The organism is Samsonia erythrinae, assembly GCF_004342665.1.
Classification (GTDB): domain Bacteria; phylum Pseudomonadota; class Gammaproteobacteria; order Enterobacterales; family Enterobacteriaceae; genus Samsonia; species Samsonia erythrinae.
In genome coordinates this window covers 102,790-121,378 of the sequence record NZ_SMBY01000001.1, presented here as the reverse complement: position 1 = coordinate 121,378, position 18,589 = coordinate 102,790, and the positions used below count along the sequence as shown (strand labels likewise).

16 protein-coding genes and 1 tRNA gene are annotated in these 18,589 nt (G+C 47.0%); 6 read left to right on the top strand and 11 right to left on the bottom strand.

Annotation, left to right across the window (positions count from 1 at the left end):
• Positions 1-111: 111 nt before the first annotated feature.
• On the bottom strand, positions 112-243 hold the full coding sequence (locus tag EDC54_RS18135) for a hypothetical protein (protein ID WP_268991080.1): 132 nt from the start codon (positions 241-243) through the stop codon (positions 112-114).
• A gap of 319 nt (positions 244-562) precedes the next feature.
• On the opposite strand from EDC54_RS18135, the gene EDC54_RS00495 reads away from it, so the two are divergent.
• Together EDC54_RS00495 and EDC54_RS00490 are read left to right on the top strand one after the other, a co-directional pair.
• Positions 563-638 (top strand) — tRNA-Phe (locus tag EDC54_RS00495).
• Between the two features lie 163 nt (positions 639-801).
• Positions 802-2,061, top strand: a complete 1,260-nt coding sequence (locus tag EDC54_RS00490; RefSeq protein ID WP_132452213.1) for a tyrosine-type recombinase/integrase — start codon at positions 802-804, stop codon at positions 2,059-2,061.
• 251 nt (positions 2,062-2,312) lie between these two features.
• On the opposite strand, the gene EDC54_RS00485 is transcribed toward EDC54_RS00490, so the two are convergent.
• The 5 genes from EDC54_RS00485 to EDC54_RS17965 all read right to left on the bottom strand — a co-directional run bounded on the left by EDC54_RS00485 (position 2,313) and on the right by EDC54_RS17965 (position 5,505).
• Positions 2,313-3,182 (bottom strand): integrase domain-containing protein, encoded by an 870-nt coding sequence (locus EDC54_RS00485; RefSeq protein ID WP_132453574.1) that lies wholly within the window; start codon positions 3,180-3,182, stop codon positions 2,313-2,315.
• A gap of 495 nt (positions 3,183-3,677) precedes the next feature.
• On the bottom strand, positions 3,678-3,980 hold the full coding sequence (locus EDC54_RS00475; RefSeq protein WP_132452212.1) for a helix-turn-helix domain-containing protein: 303 nt from the start codon (positions 3,978-3,980) through the stop codon (positions 3,678-3,680).
• A gap of 4 nt (positions 3,981-3,984) precedes the next feature.
• Positions 3,985-4,338, bottom strand: a complete 354-nt coding sequence (locus EDC54_RS00470; protein ID WP_132452210.1) for a type II toxin-antitoxin system RelE/ParE family toxin — start codon at positions 4,336-4,338, stop codon at positions 3,985-3,987.
• A 487-nt stretch (positions 4,339-4,825) separates the two neighbouring features.
• On the bottom strand, positions 4,826-5,047 hold the full coding sequence (locus tag EDC54_RS00465) for a helix-turn-helix domain-containing protein (protein ID WP_132452208.1): 222 nt from the start codon (positions 5,045-5,047) through the stop codon (positions 4,826-4,828).
• A complete protein-coding gene (locus EDC54_RS17965) occupies positions 5,044-5,505 on the bottom strand; it encodes a hypothetical protein (protein WP_132452206.1) in 462 nt (153 codons plus the stop codon). The genes EDC54_RS00465 and EDC54_RS17965 overlap by 4 nt, the downstream gene beginning before the upstream one ends.
• Before the next feature lie 435 nt (positions 5,506-5,940).
• Between EDC54_RS17965 and EDC54_RS00455 the strand changes: the two genes are divergently transcribed.
• The 4 genes from EDC54_RS00455 to EDC54_RS00440 are packed head-to-tail and all read left to right on the top strand — an operon-like array spanning position 5,941 to position 13,010.
• A complete protein-coding gene (locus EDC54_RS00455; RefSeq protein WP_132452204.1) occupies positions 5,941-8,913 on the top strand; it encodes a type I restriction endonuclease subunit R in 2,973 nt (990 codons plus the stop codon).
• Positions 8,903-10,210: a restriction endonuclease subunit S gene (locus tag EDC54_RS00450; protein WP_132452202.1), complete on the top strand. Its 1,308-nt coding sequence runs from the start codon at positions 8,903-8,905 to the stop codon at positions 10,208-10,210. The genes EDC54_RS00455 and EDC54_RS00450 overlap by 11 nt, the downstream gene beginning before the upstream one ends.
• Positions 10,210-11,409 carry an AAA family ATPase gene (locus tag EDC54_RS00445; RefSeq protein WP_132452200.1) on the top strand — a complete coding sequence of 400 codons (1,200 nt, stop codon included), beginning with the start codon at positions 10,210-10,212 and terminating at the stop codon, positions 11,407-11,409. Before EDC54_RS00450 ends, EDC54_RS00445 begins: the two co-directional genes overlap by 1 nt.
• Positions 11,406-13,010, top strand: coding sequence for a type I restriction-modification system subunit M (locus EDC54_RS00440; RefSeq protein ID WP_132452198.1), 1,605 nt, complete (start codon positions 11,406-11,408; stop codon positions 13,008-13,010). The genes EDC54_RS00445 and EDC54_RS00440 overlap by 4 nt, the downstream gene beginning before the upstream one ends.
• A 217-nt stretch (positions 13,011-13,227) precedes the next feature.
• On the opposite strand, the gene EDC54_RS00435 is transcribed toward EDC54_RS00440, so the two are convergent.
• From EDC54_RS00435 to EDC54_RS00415, 5 genes are all read right to left on the bottom strand, one after another.
• Entirely contained in the window at positions 13,228-14,568 is a 1,341-nt protein-coding gene (locus EDC54_RS00435) for a type II toxin-antitoxin system HipA family toxin (protein ID WP_132452196.1), read from the bottom strand.
• Positions 14,558-14,899 carry a helix-turn-helix domain-containing protein gene (locus EDC54_RS00430; RefSeq protein ID WP_132452194.1) on the bottom strand — a complete coding sequence of 114 codons (342 nt, stop codon included), beginning with the start codon at positions 14,897-14,899 and terminating at the stop codon, positions 14,558-14,560. The genes EDC54_RS00435 and EDC54_RS00430 overlap by 11 nt, the downstream gene beginning before the upstream one ends.
• Positions 14,900-15,169: 270 nt before the next feature.
• Complete coding sequence (locus EDC54_RS00425; protein ID WP_132452192.1) at positions 15,170-16,036, bottom strand: plasmid partitioning protein RepB C-terminal domain-containing protein; 867 nt, start codon at positions 16,034-16,036, stop codon at positions 15,170-15,172.
• A gap of 4 nt (positions 16,037-16,040) precedes the next feature.
• Positions 16,041-16,937, bottom strand: a complete 897-nt coding sequence (locus tag EDC54_RS00420) for a plasmid partitioning protein RepB C-terminal domain-containing protein (protein ID WP_132452190.1) — start codon at positions 16,935-16,937, stop codon at positions 16,041-16,043.
• Positions 16,934-18,481, bottom strand: a complete 1,548-nt coding sequence (locus tag EDC54_RS00415) for a recombinase family protein (protein ID WP_268991078.1) — start codon at positions 18,479-18,481, stop codon at positions 16,934-16,936. The genes EDC54_RS00420 and EDC54_RS00415 overlap by 4 nt, the downstream gene beginning before the upstream one ends.
• Positions 18,482-18,589 lie beyond the last annotated feature (108 nt).

Here is an 18,589-nt window from a genome sequence, read left to right as displayed (position 1 = left end):
GAACTGTAGGCCAAGAATGGAAAACTGCTGACAGCACCATCCGATAGACATCAGTAAAAGCAGAGCAACACGCTATTTTTACTCATGCCTAACAGTGAGCGAAAAAACGCCTCACCGCATGGTGAAAGGGGATAATCGACGGGAAGAGAAACAGGTCGCGCAGCGATGATAAGAAGACACGCGCAGAGACATCATCAACGAGCTGGCGCGAATATTTTGCACCATAAGCAATGACTCTGACATATCGGCGATCCTCTTTAACTATACGCTAACGGCGCTTAAAGGGGCGTTCAGGTGAACGAGACGTTAAAACCGCGCAATAGTGGCATTATTCTGCATCAAATTCAATAATCCTACCCGTCCCCAACGCCGCAAAAATGCAACAAAACATACCGTACATTGATGCGCCCGCAGGGGAAACATCGCTAGGCTCAGAACGCGGAGAGGATCGCCAGAAATCGACTAGTAAATAATACAATTGCCTGAAAATGGCGCAGGCGCTCCGCTTTGTGACAGAAACCCGTTGACGCCGACAGGCCTTTACGGTTTAATGCGCCCCGTTGCCCGGATAGCTCAGTCGGTAGAGCAGAGGATTGAAAATCCTCGTGTCCTTGGTTCGATTCCGAGTCCGGGCACCATATTTTTGTTTTGGGACGTTCCTATGCGTCCGGGAACATAGCAAAATCAGTAAGTTGATGAAAGTCTGGAGTACCTCAAGGTACTACCAGATTTTTTGACATCCGTAGTTTTTGGGGGCTTAATTGGGGGCCTGTCGGTTCGATAAACTACGGAGCCCCCACCATGCCTCTGACTGATACCGCCATCCGCAACGCCAAGCCGCTCGATAAACCTTACAAACTCAGCGACGCGCAGGGCTTATACCTGCTGATCAAACCTAACGGTTCCAAGCTCTGGCATCTTAAGTACCGCTTCGGCGGCAAAGAGAAGAAGCTGGCGTTTGGCGCTTACCCGACGGTCTCGCTGGCAACTGCACGTAAACTACGCGAGGAAGCCCGGACTATTCTCAGCGCAGGGGACGATCCCGGCGTAAAAAAACAGCACGACAAACAGGCGAAGAAAAACGGCAATACCTTTGAAGCCATTGCTCGTCAGTGGGTGGCCGCCAACATTCGCTGGAGTGAGGCACACGCCGCCAAAGTCTTGCGCTCACTGGAGTTGCACGTTTTCCCGTTCATCGGCAATGCCCTTATCACCGACCTGAAAACCGCCAATTTGCTGATCCCGCTGCGGGTAGCAGAGAAAAAAGGCTGTCTGGAGACGGCTGCACGGATACAGCAACGCACGACGGTCATCATGCGTTACGCCGTACAGGAAGGACTGATTGCCAGCAATCCAGCCAATGACCTCTGCGGCGCTATCACCCCACCGCCGAAAAACCATTACCCTGCCCTGCCGTTAGAAAAGTTGCCGGAACTACTGGAAAGAATCGAAGGCTATTCCGGCAGACTGCTGACAAGATTGGCGGTACAGCTTAATTTGCTGATCTTTATCCGCTCCAGCGAATTACGTTTTGCCCGTTGGACGGAGATCGATCTGGATAACGCCATGTGGACACTTCCCGCACAGCGTGAGCCTATCGCTGGCGTGCGTCACTCAGAGCGCGGCGCAAAGATGAAAACGCCGCATCTGGTGCCGCTGTCAAAACAGGCGGTAACGGCACTGAAGCAGCTAAAACTACTATCCGGCAACGGGGATTTACTTTTTCCCGGCGATCACGATCCACATAAGCCAATGAGCGAAAACACCATCAACAAGGCGCTGCGCACGATGGGCTATGACACACAGATGGATATCTGCGGACATGGCTTCCGCACGATGGCCTGTAGCGCATTGATTGAATCAGGCCGCTGGTCAAAAGATGCAGTGGAGCGGCAGATGAGCCATCAGGAGCGCAACCACGTTCGCGCCGCCTATATTCACAAAGCGGAACACCTCGACGAACGCACGCAGATGATGCAATGGTGGTCGGACTATCTCGATGCCTGCCGGCAGAAATTCATCCCGGCTTATCGTTTTGAGAGGCAGACTCAGGTTGCCTGAACCCGCGACAAATTGACGCCGAAAAGCAGATCTTTGCGCCAGCGGATCTGCTTTTTATTTGCGCCAGTTCACTGACGCCGGAAAATCGCAGAACTGCACCAGATTCCCCGTCGAACGAACATAGAACTGCGCCAATCACGGCCTTTTCAGCCCTTTGGCCTTTTCCGGTTTGGCGCTGTTACCCTTAGCCTTCCTTTACCCTTTCGGCCTTTTTCCTTTTGACTGCACCAGCACAAAAATCATCCGTCGTTTCAACGCCCATAGACCTGCGCCACATAGCGCCCGCGCCCGTCGCCGTGGCCTAAATCCATCGCCGTCAGCGCCAGCGCCTCTTTTTCGCTAAATCCCTGCGCCAGATAATGGCGAATGGCATCCTGCGCCCAGGCGTAACGCAATGAGTGCGGGGAATATGCGCCAGTCAAGCCGATACGCGACGCCTGACCATGCCAGTACTTCACTGCGCTTTTCAGGTCGGGCTTATCAATCAGCCTGCCGTTGCGACTCTCTGCAACAGATAAAGCGTTATCCAGCGCTTTTCTGACTGCGCCAACATCCAGAATTATTGTCTCGCGAGGCCGTCCGCCTTTGGTGCCGAATACCACAGTGAGCCGGGATTCGCCACGCTCTAGCGCCTGTTTCCACGTTCCGAGCGATTGCGCGCACTGCACCGCTTCCTGCGAGCGTAATCCCATCAACCTTGAAAGTTCCAGCGCCGCCGCCATTCCGGCGTCTTTTGCTCGAGCGATTTCCAGCACCTGCCTATAATGCTCCACCGTGATGGCTTGCCGGGTGCCGTTGCGGGATACGCCGGACAAACCGAGAGATTTATTGGACAGCCGTTCACTGGCTGCTAACCGATCACGCCCTGCCTGCTTCAGCAGACAGCGGATCGCCGCCATTTCGTTTTGCAGGCTGCGTTTCGTTATGCCCTGTTCCAGCCGTTCCCGGATGTAGCTTTCAACATGTCGGGCTTTCAGTTGCTCCACCCGCCGGATCTGCACATTCTGTTCCAGCAAACGGATACAGAATCGCTGCGCCAGCGCCATGCGATCGTGAACGGTTTTATGACTGCCGCCCGCCTGCCGCGCCAGCGTTTTCATTTCCTGCTCCAGAAAACTCATTTTTTGCATTTCCCCCTTTCATGATTGCAGCAACTCCAAAATCTGATACAACCTTCCCCGGCGCGTAGGCCGATAGCCCTGAATGGTGGTCGGGCTGCGAACGATACCTGAGCGCCGGGGCGGCAGCCGTTGAGGTGTTACGGGGCTTCGGTTGTGATCTCTGAGCAGCCGCCCGCTGGCGCGGGTTATCCCCCGGATCGTCCTGATCCCCCTCCGGTATCGGTTCACGTTCTCCTGTAAGTGAAAGTGGGTTGAATCACGGTGTCAGAATCCCGCCGCGTGCTGGCGCAGTGGAATTGTCTGGTGCAGTAACATGGCGCTGGTGCGTCACTTTCCCGCTTGGCGCGGTTAAAGTGACGCACTGGATTGGCGCAGTGAATGAAAATTGAAATTTTGGTGCAGGATTGCGGTCACTCGGCAGCAAAGCCTTACGGCAATGCAGGCCGCTGCCCGTTATAAGGGGGGTTGACGCTCCATTTCATGGAGCGTCAGTGTTTACAGTACAAATCCGTAGTGAGAACCGTCTGGCAGTTCCACGTCAAGGCGCAGTTTGCCGCCCGCCGCCTCAACGTAACGTTTAAGCGTGGACAGTTTCAGGTCGCGGCCCGGCTTTTCCATACCGGCAACGGTAGGTTGTCTGATGCCCAGCGCCTGCGCCATTTCAACCTGTGTTTTCTGTACTATTTCACGCAGTTCGGCAAGGTGGATGTTGAGCAGGATGTCCGCCGCCATCGCCTGAGCGTCGGCCACGACTTCCGGTTTTTCATCCGCAAGAAGCTGTTCGAGCGTTCTGCCCATCGCGTTACTCCTTATCATCTAATGTCTTCAGATAATTCGTGAATTCCCGGTCAGCAACCGGGATCATCTGGTCATAAAAACGTTTTTCATTGCCGACCTTGTTACCGCCGCAAAGCAGAATGCCGGTACGGTAAGGATCGAAGGCGAAAAACACCCGTATCGGATCGCCCCGGCTCTGAACGCGTAATTCTTTCATGTTGCTGTAGCGAGAGCCTTTAATCGTATCGGCATATGGCCTGGGCAAGCCCGGCCCTTTTTGCCGCAGAACGATAAGCGCCGCCAGCACGCGGGTTCGATCGATGGTAGTGAGTGAACTGAACCAGCCGTCAAATATGTCCGTTGTTTTAATCGTCCACACGGGATCTCCTTATTAATATAGTTTAAAACCTATATAGGTGCAAAGCGATAATGAAGAGTCTGAAGTCGCCCCAGGCGAAATGCATTCCTCTCTACCGGGAAACTCAAGACGTGTTCCGGTAACTCGTTACATGTGGTGCAAATGTGTTGTCGTTTTGCGGCGCAGGCTTCAGAAACAGCGGGAAGGTGAAGCAGAGTAGAGGATGACCTTAACCGCAACGCGGTCCGGCATTTTCAAAGGTTGATGCCGGTAAAAGGCGACCATCCTGATACATCAGGCGCTTCTCTCAGGTCATGAAGCATTTTGTGCAGGTGAAAACTTACACCCGTGGCAATAACGCGGAAAGGGAAAACTGTTTTTTGCTTTTACACAGTTGTTTGTTGATTTTTTCATCATTTTATGAATGTAAATCTGCCGCGTTTCACTTGCCTTCTCCCGTCCCGTTATCCGCGTTCGCCGATAACGGGACGGGAGAGCTTGTTTTACTTTAGTGATCCTCTGGCTTGCGGTAACGGGAAGGCCAGATTTCCGCAGGGGAAACGCCAAGTTCTTCCGCAATCAGCTTTTCACCCTTGGGCCAGTGTTTTGTCAGCGCATTCGCCAGCGTGGAAGAGGCCAGCCCTGCGTTACGCGAAACCGCCGCCAGTGTTGTTCCCCGTTTTTTCAACGCCGCAATAATATCGGCGGGATGCCAATCCTGTTGGTTCATGCCGCCTCCTCATCAATACACTTCACGCCGTCAACTGTACGTATCCAGCGCGGGGCTTTCAGCTCAGCGGCAAAGTAATCAACCAGTTCAGCCAGAAGCCAGCGCAATTGTTCTTCCGCTTGTGGTGGAAACATCCGGCAAAGCAGAAGTTGAGTCAGGGTAAAACAGTAATCGCAAAGCGTATCCGCATCGGGGGCAAAACGGGGAGAATTTGTGGGCAAGGTATCAACGGTCAGGCTGTCTATCAGGTGAGATGGGATAGGATCGCGCAAGCCCGGTTTCAGTAGCGCAAGACCGGCGGCAAGCCGACCGCAGAGAGCCATCTTCAGCGCCGGATCGTAGCATTCCGCCTGAGTATCTGCGCACTTTTCACAATGATCGGCCAGTACGGTGAAATCTGTATCGGAGCTGAAAGGAACGGTAAGTAACGGGTCTGTTTGAGTGGGGATCGTAGCCATAGGAGCAACCTCCTGTAACGGGTTTAAAACCCACCACCAGAGGTTCCAATCTCATGGTGGTGGACTGAACGGGGTTGGAACTACCGGCGTTACAGGCAACCGGCGCACCTTACGGTGCCCCCGCCCAGCCCACCATTGAGGTATGCCGAGCGCACGACATAAAAAAAGACGCGGGCGCGTCATATGTCGCCTGTAACTTTCCCAGGGTTCCAATCCCGGCACCTGATTTTGCAGGTGCCTATAAAAGATACCGCGATTGATTCGCGGCGGCAAGGAGTATCCTTTTTCGGCTGGCTGATTAATGACTTTCATCAAGGAATTAAGGTGCTTATACTACCTCAATCAATTATCTCGACAGTACACTTATTCATTTCCCTGATATAGCTAAAAAATACAGGGAATTATTCAGGCAGTAGCAGCCATCAGGTTTGCCCCATGACAACAACAGAAAAGCAGATCGAACAGGACTTAATCGGCAAACTGGCCGACCTTAAATATGTTTATCGTTCTGATATCCGCGATCGTGACACACTGGAGCACAATTTCCGCGAGAAGTTCGAAGCGCTGAACCGTGTACATCTGACCGATGGTGAGTTTTCCCGCCTGATGGAGAAGATCGTCAGTCAGGACGTATTTGTAGCTGCAACGCAACTTCGCGAGCGCAGCAGCTTTGAACGCGACGACGGTACACCCCTTCACTACACGCTGGTGAATATTAAAGACTGGTGCAAAAACACCTTTGAATGTGTTAACCAGCTACGGATAAACACCGACAACAGCCACCACCGCTATGACGTGCTGCTACTGATCAACGGCATTCCGGTGGTGCAGATCGAACTGAAAGCGCTGGCGATCAGTCCGCGTCGCGCCATGCAGCAGATAGTCGATTATAAAAATGATCCCGGTAACGGTTACGGCCGTACTCTGCTTTGTTTCCTGCAACTGTTTATCGTCAGCAACCGCAGTGATACGTGGTATTTCGCCAACAATAATAACCGCCACTTCAGCTTTGACGCGGACGAACGTTTTCTGCCGCTTTACCAGCTTGCCGATGAAAGCAACCGAAAAATCACTCAGCTTGATACGTTTGTCGGTAAATTTCTTGCTAAATGTACGCTCGGTGAAACGATCAGCCGCTATATGGTACTGGTTGCCAGCGAGCAGAAGCTGTTGATGATGCGGCCCTACCAGATTTACGCCGTGCAGGCCATTGTGGACTGTATCCATCAACGCCGGGGTAATGGCTATATCTGGCATACCACCGGCAGCGGCAAAACGCTAACTTCCTTTAAGGCATCGACGCTGCTAAAGGATAACCCTGATATCGAAAAGTGCCTGTTTGTCGTCGATCGTAAGGATCTCGATCGGCAGACCCGTGAGGAATTTAACCGGTTTCAGGCCGGATGCGTAGAGGAAAATACGAATACCGAAGCGCTGGTCCGGCGTTTGTTATCTGACGATTACGCCGATAAGGTGATCGTTACAACCATTCAAAAACTCGGTCTGGCGCTGGACGGTAACAGCAAACGCAACTATAAGGCGCGTCTTGAGCCGCTGCGCCATAAGCGCATGGTATTTATATTCGACGAGTGCCACCGCTCACAGTTCGGTGATAACCATCAGGCCATTAAAGAATTTTTCCCCAACGCCCAACTATTCGGTTTTACCGGTACGCCTATTTTCCCGGAAAACGGGACTTACAAGCAGATTGACGGGCAGGAAAAATCCATTGTCACCACGGCGGATGTGTTCCAAAAGCAGCTTCACGCTTATACCATCACCCACGCGATAGAGGATCGTAACGTTCTGCGTTTCCATGTCGACTATTACAAAGCGGAAGGGAAAGGCCGACTGAAACCCGGCGAAATGCTGGCGCAGGAAGCTGTGGTCAGGGCGATTCTGGATAAACACGATACCGCCACCGCCGGACGAAAATTTAATGCCATTCTGGCAACCGCATCCATTAACAACGCCATTGAGTATCACCGCCTGTTTCAGGATATTCAGGCGTTACGGCTGATGGAAGAAAGTTCGTTTACGCCGCTGAATGTAGCCTGCGTGTTCTCCCCACCTGCCGATGGTAACAAAGATGTCCAGCAGATTCAGGAAGACCTGCCGCAGGAAAAAGCGGATAACGAAGATGCGCCGGAAGAGAAAAAAGCCGCGCTGAAAGCGATCATCGCCGATTACAACACCCGCTACGGCACCAACCACGATATCAATAATTTTGATCTGTATTATCAGGACGTTCAGACACGCATTAAAGCGCAACAGTACCCAAATCAGGATTATCCCCACGAGCAAAAAATCGATGTGGTGATTGTGGTCGATATGCTGCTGACCGGTTTCGATTCCAAATTCCTGAATACGCTATATGTGGATAAGAATCTGAAATATCACGGTTTGATTCAGGCATTTTCCCGCACCAATCGCGTGTTGAACGACACCAAGCCTTACGGCAATGTGCTGGATTTCCGCCAGCAGCAGGATTCGGTTAACGACGCTATCGCGCTGTTTTCCGGTGAGAAGCAAGAACACGCCAGAGAAATCTGGCTGGTTGACCCCGCGCCTGTGGTCATCGACAAACTGGAACAAGCGGTCGCTACGCTGGACAGCTTTATGACATCACAGGGTTTGCCCTGCGCGCCGGAAGAAGTGGCGAATCTGAGAGGGGATGAGGCTCGGAGTCAGTTTATTAACCTGTTTAAAGAGGTGCAGCGGCTAAAAACCCAGCTCGATCAATATACCGATCTGACGCCGGAGAATACCGCCAGCATTGAACAGGCTCTGCCGGAAGATACGTTACGCGCTTTCCGTGGCGTGTACCTAGAGACCGCGCAACGTCTGAAAGCACAGCAGGAAAAAAATGACGATACCATCGCTCGTGAAGTGCAAGAGCTGGATTTCGAGTTCGTACTGTTTGCTTCAGCGGTAATTGATTATGACTACATTATGAGCTTGCTGGCTCGTTATACCCAGAACAAGCCCGGCAAGCAGAAGATGACCCGTGAGCAATTGATCGGCCTGATTTGCGCTGAGGCTAAATTTATCGATGAGCGCGAGGAAATCACGGCCTATATCGATACGCTTAAAGCGGGCGAAGGAATGAGTGAGGAAGAGATACGTCAAGGGTATGAAGAGTTTAAAGCGCAGAAGTTTACCCGCGAACTGGCAACGGTGGCGGAACAGCACGGACTGGACAGCACCGCGTTGCAGGCGTTTGTCGATGGGATTATGCAGCGGATGATTTTCGACGGCGAGCAACTGAGCGATTTGCTGTCACCGCTGGATCTGGGCTGGAAGGCGAGAACGGAGAAGAGTCTGGCATTGATGGAAGATTTAGCGCCGTTGTTGCATAAGCTGGCGCAGGGGCGTGAGATTTCGGGATTGGCGGCGTATGAGCAGTGAGATGAAAATTTCAGATATGAGTAAAAAAAAGGTCGAAAAACAGTTGACTGCATTGAGGTTCCCGGAGTTTCGAAATGGAACGGATTGGGATATTGTGACTATTGGTTCTAAAGCAACTAAAGTCGGTAGTGGGATTACGCCGAAAGGGGGAGATAAAAATTATAAAAATGAAGGTCACCCATTTATTCGTAGTCAAAATATTGGATGGGGGAATCTGCTCCTTGATGATGTCGTATTTATCGATAATGACACTCACTCAACCTTTTCCTCGACTGAAATCGAAAACGGTGATGTTTTATTAAATATTACCGGTGCATCCATTGGAAGAAGTGCTGTTGCAAATAGTTGTATTAAAGGCGGCAATGTAAACCAACATGTTTGTATCATCCGTACAAAGAAATCTGAGCTTTCCCCCTATTTTCTCAATCAATATCTTCTGTCATCTGACGGCCAAAAACAGATAGACAGTTTTCAGGCTGGTGGTAACAGACAAGGGCTCAACTTTGCTCAAATTCGCTCTTTTTCTTTATTGTTGCCATCTATAAAAGAACAGAAAAAGATCGCCGACTGTCTTTCTTCGCTTGATAACGTTATTTCATTACAGACGAAGAAAATTGATGCACTTCAGCAGTATAAAAAAGGACTAATGCAGAAGCTGTTTCCGGCCGAGGGGGCGACTTTGCCAGAGTTGCGATTTGCTGAGTTTCAAGGTGCTCCTGAATGGGAAGAAAGAAAACTGTCCGAAGTTTCCTCTTCAATTTTTGATGGCACACATCAAACCCCAAATTATAAAGATGAGGGTATTCCATTCTTTAGTGTTGAAAATATTGTCAGTGGGAAAGAAAATAAATTCATTTCAGAAAATGACTTTAAAATTAGCACTAAAAAAAACAAACCTGAAAAAGGTGATATTCTATTAACCAGAATCGGGAAAATTGGTTATACAAGAGTAGTCGACTGGGACTATGATTTTAGTATTTATGTTACATTGGCCGTAATAAAAAAATCAAAATCTTTTAACTCTTTCTTTATGCATTATTTTATGCAATCTAGTCGATATCAAGCAGAAATACATGGAAAATCATTATTGAATGCAGTTCCGTGTAAAACCAATATGGATAGTTTAAGAAATACATTGGTTTTATTGCCCAAGTTGGATGAACAGAAAAGAATCGCAGATAATTTTTTTGCTCTTGATGAATTAATTACTGCCCAACGCCAAAAACTAGATGTTCTCAAAGCCCAAAAAACCGGTCTGATGCAGCAGCTTTTTCCTGCGATGGATGAGGCAAATTGATGAGCAATAAACCCAAAATTCTGAGCTACAAAACCATAGAGCGCGTTGTTACCCGCCTGCGTGATGACCTGAATAATATGGATTATGTTCTGCTCTACGCTTATAACGGCACCGGAAAAACACGCCTGTCGATGGCTTTTAAGGACAAAGGGAAAAAGAAAATTCGTCGTCCTTTTTCCGTCGGCGATCATGTCGGTCAGCCGTTAATGATCGAAGAAATACTAGGCGATACCCTCTATTTTAACGCCTACACCGAGGATTTGTTCTCTTGGGACAACGATCTCAATGCCGATACTGAGCGTGTATTACGCATCAATTCAGAGTCAAAATTCTTTGCTGGCCTGCGGGAACTGGCGTTGGAAGAGAAAATCTTTGCTTACCTTGAACGCTATGCGAATTTTGATTTTCGCATTGATTATGAACAATGGACCGTCACCTTCTCTCGCAATGATGCGACAAATATTAAAGTCTCGCGTGGCGAGGAGAATATCTTTATCTGGTGCATCTATCTGGCAATCTGCGAACTGGCGATTGACGGCGACGAAACCGGTCCTTATCACTGGGTGAAATATCTGTATATTGACGATCCTATTTCGTCGCTGGATGATAATAATGCCATTGCCGTCGCCAGCGATCTGGCTCAACTGCTTAAGCGTGCAAAGGGTAAACTGAAAACGGCGATCTCGTCGCATCATGGCCTGTTTTTCAATGTGATGTGCAATGAGCTTAAAAAGTTAAGCCATAAGAAATATTTTTTTTATTGTGAAAAGCAGTCCAACACCTATACGCTACGCCCAACTGACGATACACCGTTCTTTCACCATGTTGCCATGCTCTGCGAATTACAGAAAGCGGCGGCATCGGATAAACTGTATACGCATCATTTCAATATGCTGCGCAGCATTCTTGAAAAAACGGCGACCTTTTTTGGCTTTAACGACTTTTCCGCCTGCATTCACGGCGTGGAAGATGAAGTGCTGTACGCCCGAGCCCTGAACCTGTTAAGCCATGGCAAATACTCGGCCTATGAGCCCAGAGAAATGGTTGATGATACCAGAGCCTTATTCAAAGACATTCTGAACGCATTTCTGGATAAATATCGATTCGCGCTGCCGGATCTGCTTGCCGAACAGCAGGATCCGCCAGTTACAGAACCTGAAATTCCCGTTGAATCTCCTGACCCCGTGGATCACGCATGACTGAACAAGACCAAAAACAACTGGGCGATACCCTGTGGAATATCGCTGACAATCTGCGCGGCGCAATGAATGCCGATGACTTTCGCGATTACATGCTGTCATTTCTGTTCTTGCGCTACCTGTCGGATAACTACGAAACTGCCGCGAAAAAAGAACTAGGTCCGGATTATCCGAGCACTGAAGACTCATCCATCGCCCCGTTAAGCCGGTGGTATCAGAATAACCCTAATGACATCAAAGACTTTGAGGCAATGATGCGCCGTAGGGTTCATTACGTTATTGAACCGCAATACCTGTGGAGCAGCATCGCAGAAATGGCCCGCACACAGGATAAAGAGTTACTTCGTACGCTGGATAAAGGGTTTGACTATATAGAAAATCAATCCTTTGCAAGTACCTTTCAGGGACTATTTTCTGAGATTAACCTGACGTCCGATAAACTCGGTAAAAAATACGAGGAACGTAATACCCGGCTATGCGTCATCATTAGCGAAATTTCTAAAAGTATCGCTAAGTTTTCCACTAGTAGCGATATTCTGGGTGATGCCTACGAATATCTGATCGGACAGTTTGCCGCCGGTTCTGGTAAAAAAGCGGGCGAATTTTATACCCCGCAGCAAATTTCCAGCATTCTTTCCGAGATTGTCACTCTCGACAGTCAGGACCCGACGACCGGAAAGAAAAAACGTCTTGATCAAGTGCTCGATTTTGCCTGCGGTTCCGGTTCATTGCTGCTAAATGTGCGCAACAAACTTGGCGCACACGGCATCGGCAAAATTTATGGTCAGGAAAAGAACATTACCACCTACAACCTCGCGCGCATGAACATGTTGCTGCATGGTGTGAAGGATTCTGAATTTGAGATTTTCCACGGCGACTCATTGCATAATGACTGGGATATTCTGAAAGAAGCCAATCCTGCCCATAAGATGTACTTTGACGCCGTAGTGGCTAATCCACCTTTCAGCTATCGTTGGGAGCCAAACGAAGCGATGGGAGAGGATTTCCGTTTCAAAAACTATGGGCTCGCGCCCAAATCCGCTGCCGATTTCGCCTTTCTGCTGCACGGTTTCCACTTCCTGTCTCCAGAAGGCACCATGGCGATTATCCTACCGCACGGCGTCCTGTTTCGTGGCGGTGCGGAAGAACGTATCCGGCGTAAATTATTGGAAGATGGCAATATAGACACGGTGATTGGCCTGCCTGCTAACCTGTTTTTCTCGACGGGTATTCCGGTCTGTATCCTCGTGCTGAAAAAGTGCAAGAAACCGGATGATGTGTTGTTCATCAACGCCAGTGAAAATTTTGACAAAGGCAAACGCCAAAACCGTCTGAATAAAGATCACATCAGTAAGATTGTCGATACTTACCAGTTCCGCAAGGAAGAGGATCGCTACTCTCGTCGCGTCTCATTGGATGAGATAAAAAAGAACGACTATAACCTGAACATTTCTCGCTATATCAGCACGGCCATGCCAGAGGAAAAAATCGATCTGGCAACAGTAAACAGCCAACTAACAGACTTAGAAAAGGAAATAGCCAAGGCCAGAGATACGCATAACGCATTTCTTAAAGAGCTTGGCCTACCGCCACTGCCCTGAATCTGCGTCGCTATCACAAATCAGCCCTCTGTTTTGGCAGGGCTGATTTATTCTGGTATTCCCCAGCACTATCATTTTCAGTTTAGCTTTTGTCTGTATTGTCCGTTATGGATGGACAATACAGACAAAATGTAAACTAAGTTAATATCGTCACACATAACGAAATACAGCACCTAAAAAGGCGCATTAACATAATAATGTTACTTTTAAGGTGCAGTTAACAGATCCCCACTTCGTCGCCTCCCAGATAACGGGCATGCAAAAATGCGGGACTGACTGCATCAATATCGTTTCCTGCTACACCCAGTTCCTCAAAATGATTACGCCATTCTCTGACCACGCGCCAGATAGCATCAATTTCCACCATTGCCTCTACCCGGCTTAAGCTAAAACGCTCACACCAAGAAAGCGCATTAACCAGCGTTGCCTCTTTACCAAACGCGCCCACCCCAAGGTGCAGGCGACGCTGGTGAGAATGAACAGGACGAGGAACCACATCGTATAACGGGCTAATACGCCATGCGAGCTTGACGGCATGTTGAGGCTCTTTTGCCCCTCTTACAGGCGTTTGCGCTGGTGACTCCATAAGGACAAAGCCATGATTTCGTAAATGGTCATCATCATTGTTAACCAATATATTAAATACCATTCGACGGTAAAGCTCTTTCAAATCTTCAACGAGGCTGGCAGCATCAAGATAGCGTCGCATGGCGTTTGCCAATTCAGCATAGCTGCTTTCTATTGATGCCATTTCATGAATATTCATCAGCGTCAATGCGGAGACAAAATGACGTCGTCCGGTAGTATCACCTCCCCCCACACGGTCAAAACGCTTAATCAGCATCGCGAAGCGCCCCGAACCGATCTCTTCAAGGCGAGTTTCAGGTACACGGAGTCCTGCCGCATGCGCAAGCCTTAAGGTCGCGTGTTCAATTGCCGGGTAACAAAAACCACGGTCGTTACGGGAAGAGAATTTCGCCAGCCAGTGGCTACCATCCTCAACCACTACTGTTGCTTTTGGCCGCATCCCCCCCATGCTGGACCCTGCATCAAATATTCCATGCAGATTTGCAGGTAAAGGCACGCCATTCTCAATTCTCTCGGCGGCCTCTAACAGATATCCCAATGATTTAATATCCGTCGAAGCGCCCAACTCTCTGGCCGGTTCACCATCGGGAGTGACATCTAACGCCCCAGTCCGGTTTGGCCCAGCCTCAAGAAGATACACTGACTCCGGCAATGAGTTTGCCGGAACCCGCTTTTTGGCTTCGATGACGCGACGGCCCCAGGCATCAGGTGCTGCATCGCGAATGCCACCAAACAGCGCAGATTCTTGTGCAAACAACGCCTGTCCTGCTACTTGCTGCCCTTGTAGTATACCAAGCCCGACAGGGTCGATTTCGATTGCTCCATTTCGTTTCAGGTATTTCAGACCATAAACAAAACGCGACGCCTGAAGATTGACGCCTTCTTCCTGTAAGTGCAATTTACCGGTAGGAACAGACTGAGTTGAACCTGGTAGAAATGCATGCACCATTAACGTTTGTTCAGAAGTCATATTCTTCTAGCTCCTTGTTACTTAGCGGCCTTGCACGACGAGGGCGATTAGCGGTTTCCAGGGCAGTAACCGCGTTATCTTTTTGGGTCAACACGTCTGCCAGCGTTGCGCCGGGACGAATAACGCTAAGGTAACGAAGAATCTGGCCGATTGCGACGCCAGCATCGCCATTTTCAATGCGGCTTACCGTGTTACGGCTAAGATTTGCGCGTACGGCGACTTCTGATTGAAGTATTTTGCGCGAAATTCGGCTATACGCCAGGGTTCGACCCAACGTGACTAACTGGAGAGATTGTTCCGGCGAGAGGAGCTCCTGTTGTGACCGTTTCATTTTTGCACCTTAAAATAATCATTATCTTTGATTGTGCCATATTTTAGGTGCGTGCGAGCAAATTTCAACCTCAAGAATCCTGATGTCAGCTTGGATATCATCACTTATGTACCTTAAAACACGCAATAATCAGATTATGACTATTTTAAGGTGCATTGCATCTACCTACCTCTTCTCCCCATCGAATCACTCCCTGAGGTCCATCTGTAACGGAAACTCCTGCGGCTTTTGCTCATCAACCCTTTTCAGGTTTGTACCCTACGACATAACTTAAAGAGAGCGTATTTCAGATAGTTTTTTCAATTGAGAGAGATATTCTGGGCTATTGTCCATCAACCAATGCAATACTCTGGCATTATCAAGGATTTTCGTTATATGTGACTTTATAATTACCAATTTAAGATTATTGCCACCATAATCATCACTTAACTTTTCAGTATCAATCTGAACGGCTGCCATTTCTCTTTCTAATCGCTCGATACTTGCCTTGTGATCTCGCTGTTCCATTTTGGATTTTTTATCATTTACAAGTTGTTCTGTTGGTGTACCCTGAAGCAGGGATAATGCAAACTTTCTGGTAAAATTATTAAGCGTTGTCATTATATTTATAACTTCCAACTGCCGAGTAGACTTCATTTTCTTCAGCACTTCAAATAAAGCTCTGGGGACATGTTTATCTGCCAGTAACACAACAACCTCATCACAGATCCCATCAAGTAAACGAAAACGAGCAGTCAAAATCGCAGGCGTTATACCTAAAGCTGCACTTAACATTTCAACCGGAACCCCTGCTTCAACGGCAATACGCAACATCTTTTGTTCCTGAATAACAGACAACCTATTTACATGCTTGTTATAGGTATATGACTCCTCATCGGGTGATATAATACAAGGTACAGTTGGCATATTAAGTTCTTTCAATGCCTCGATGCGTAAATGACCATCAAGAATTTTTATCACCTTCCCTGAGTCCTGAAAACAAACAACAACGGGTTCAACCAGTCCTAACTCTTTCACGGACAAAACTATTTGCTTATATTTATGACTGATTTTAACATTTACCGGAAGTGGTTTCGATGGCATTAATGCTTCAACTGGCATATCCACACACTTATTACTAAAACAATACTTAATCATAATTTCATCCTTTATGTAATAGAGAGTTATCCAGTATCTGTTTTGGTACGGCATTTAGTCCTTCTCTTTTAAGCAAATCTACGAATTGACTATTTTTCAAGAGTTCTGACATCATTTGTCTGGCTAATAGTAAAGACTCTTTTGCCAATTCAGCTTTTCTTTGCATTTCTTTATGTTCATTAATGTTTTTTTGATACACCCCCATCAACTCCTCAAGAGTCATTCTCCGTTGATCTTTGTGCTGAATATAATTAGTATTAGAGCTTCCTTTATTACCTTGATTCCTTCTTGCCACTATATTTCTCAGCAGTGTTATTTGTTTTATATTTAGTAACTTCTGAGTATAAGCATCCAGTAATAACTGTTGTATCTCTTCATTACTTGAGCGAGCAATGGTTACCGCAATTGAGAGTGGTATATGTCCTGATTCAAATGCCCCTAGTAATTTTTTCTCTCCTTTTTCAAGCAGCATCGTCACATTGTTCACCCATTGTGTAGAGTAACCAATTCGTTTACCTATATCATGATCAGATAACCCCATATTTTTCAGATCTTTTACTCTATCAAATAGCTCGGTAGAGCGGGGACGTCTTCTGGCCACGTTTTCGACCAGACTCATCACATGTCCAATTTTTTCGTCTACATTTTTTATTATTGCCGGGATGGTATCCTGATTTAATTTTTTTAATGACTCCAACCGCCCCTGCCCACAAATTAGTGCATATTTATACCCATCACAATCATTCTTAAGTATCCTGACTGTTATTGGTTTTTTTAATCCTACAGCATCAATATTTTTTGTTATTTCATCATGAATACGTTTATTGCGAACTCTGGGATTAACGATTTTTATAGCGGATATATCTAACATAACAACTTCAGATTCGTTAATTTCTTTCATATTGCCTCCTGTAATATAACTTGCTCAACCATTTCAAATAAAGGTGACAGAGAGTCGAAACGATATAAATCGAGAAACCAGGGATTCATATCATTCATTAACAACTCATCATAAACATTATCGATTGCTGGTATAATGTAATAATCCAATGGATTTTTATTGTCGTCATCCATTCGAACAGCAATTGTAATATCAGGAGATAACGTATTCTCGAACCTAACCTTCCAGCGTCTACGGCCAAGAGATCTATGCTGACAACGAGAAATGGTTATAGACAAGTCAAATTCATTATTTATTCTCAGTAATGAGTTTCCTTTCTTTTTTTCAACAAAACTACTGCCAGAGGCAATTTCTGACATTAATGAATTGACTACATCAGAGTGATAACAACGTAGATTCCGATTTATATCAATATAACTATAATCATGTTCAGGTTTATAGTTAATTAGCGAATATGCTCTGAGCAATCCCCCGAATCTACTACGATAAATGCTACTGGATGGCATCAAATCCTCTTCGTCAATAACAAATCCAGACAAATAACCTTTCTTTTTATATAAATTTCTCAGGGAATTGAGTAACTGTTCATCGCTTAGTCGCTCAGATCTCAACCTAATAATTTCTTGCGCTTCATAGAAGATATTTTTATCGACTATTGGTTTAAATGCTCTATTACATCTGACCCAGTCTTTCTTCTCATTTTTTATGAAATTTTTTTTGAGCTTGAACGAGGTTTTATTATATACGTTATTCCCTATGTATTTCTCGTTTGTCAATATCTGATGTATTTTCCCTCTTGTCCATAACGTCCCATTTTCAGCAGAAACATTCTCTCGGTTAAGTTCTGACGCAATAACTCTCTCCGGCTTAGCTTGTTTAACGAACATAGAAAATATTCTGGAAACAGTAAATAATTCATTTTCTGGCCCAGGAACCAGAATTACCCTATCGGTCTGTATACTCTTTTTTTGCCCTAATATAAGAATTTGCTTGGGGTTATGATTTTCATCAATCAGTTGGCGTCGCAATCCATACCCCGGAGAACCACCTTGCCGATAACCCTGTTTAACTAAATTTACCTGACCAATAAAAACCTTATCTGAAAGATTCTTACTGAAAGCCGCTGCACCAAATCGTTGTGTATTCAATATGAGCATTGACGCTTCGGGATAGGCATCAGATATCGGCTCAGCGCAATAAACAACCTTAACCCCATGAATTTTTAGAAGAAACTCATAATATGCAGGTTCGTTCATATCCTGAAACCGACCAAATCGACTCACGTCGTAAACCAGGACAATTTCAACATCAATAAGATGACGGGTAACATCTTCAATGAGCTGCTGCAATCCTTGTCTACCTGCAATTGTTACACCACTTTTACCAGAATCAGCATATGAGACAATAATCTCCATTTCATGCTTTTTTGCAAAGTCATGATTAAATGTGGACTGATTTTGCAAAGAGTATTGTTGATGATCGGTCGACATTCGTAGATATTCTGCGACTCTAATCTTCCTTGTCGTTCCCTCCTTTTCTGACATCGGCTATGTCTCCCAAAACAAAACTGATCATTATTTAACCAGATGCACAACAAAACCTCACAGCTTATTGGTTAAAAAATGATCTATATCAAATAATTAAAATCATAT

Bases quoted from the DNA above. Each gene is read 5' to 3' on its own strand.
- EDC54_RS00485 (WP_132453574.1), bottom strand. From the start codon at position 3,182: ATGAGTTTTCTGGAGCAGGAAATGAAAACGCTGGCGCGGCAGGCGGGC.
- EDC54_RS18135 (WP_268991080.1), bottom strand. From the start codon at position 243: ATGTCAGAGTCATTGCTTATGGTGCAAAATATTCGCGCCAGCTCGTTG.
- EDC54_RS00425 (WP_132452192.1), bottom strand. From the start codon at position 16,036: ATGATTAAGTATTGTTTTAGTAATAAGTGTGTGGATATGCCAGTTGAA.
- EDC54_RS00465 (WP_132452208.1), bottom strand. From the start codon at position 5,047: ATGAACCAACAGGATTGGCATCCCGCCGATATTATTGCGGCGTTGAAA.
- EDC54_RS00475 (WP_132452212.1), bottom strand. From the start codon at position 3,980: ATGGGCAGAACGCTCGAACAGCTTCTTGCGGATGAAAAACCGGAAGTC.
- EDC54_RS17965 (WP_132452206.1), bottom strand. From the start codon at position 5,505: ATGGCTACGATCCCCACTCAAACAGACCCGTTACTTACCGTTCCTTTC.
- EDC54_RS00440 (WP_132452198.1), top strand. From the start codon at position 11,406: ATGACTGAACAAGACCAAAAACAACTGGGCGATACCCTGTGGAATATC.
- EDC54_RS00430 (WP_132452194.1), bottom strand. From the start codon at position 14,899: ATGAAACGGTCACAACAGGAGCTCCTCTCGCCGGAACAATCTCTCCAG.
- EDC54_RS00435 (WP_132452196.1), bottom strand. From the start codon at position 14,568: ATGACTTCTGAACAAACGTTAATGGTGCATGCATTTCTACCAGGTTCA.
- EDC54_RS00415 (WP_268991078.1), bottom strand. From the start codon at position 18,481: ATGTCAGAAAAGGAGGGAACGACAAGGAAGATTAGAGTCGCAGAATAT.
- EDC54_RS00455 (WP_132452204.1), top strand. From the start codon at position 5,941: ATGACAACAACAGAAAAGCAGATCGAACAGGACTTAATCGGCAAACTG.
- EDC54_RS00490 (WP_132452213.1), top strand. From the start codon at position 802: ATGCCTCTGACTGATACCGCCATCCGCAACGCCAAGCCGCTCGATAAA.
- EDC54_RS00450 (WP_132452202.1), top strand. From the start codon at position 8,903: ATGAGCAGTGAGATGAAAATTTCAGATATGAGTAAAAAAAAGGTCGAA.
- EDC54_RS00420 (WP_132452190.1), bottom strand. From the start codon at position 16,937: ATGAAAGAAATTAACGAATCTGAAGTTGTTATGTTAGATATATCCGCT.
- EDC54_RS00445 (WP_132452200.1), top strand. From the start codon at position 10,210: ATGAGCAATAAACCCAAAATTCTGAGCTACAAAACCATAGAGCGCGTT.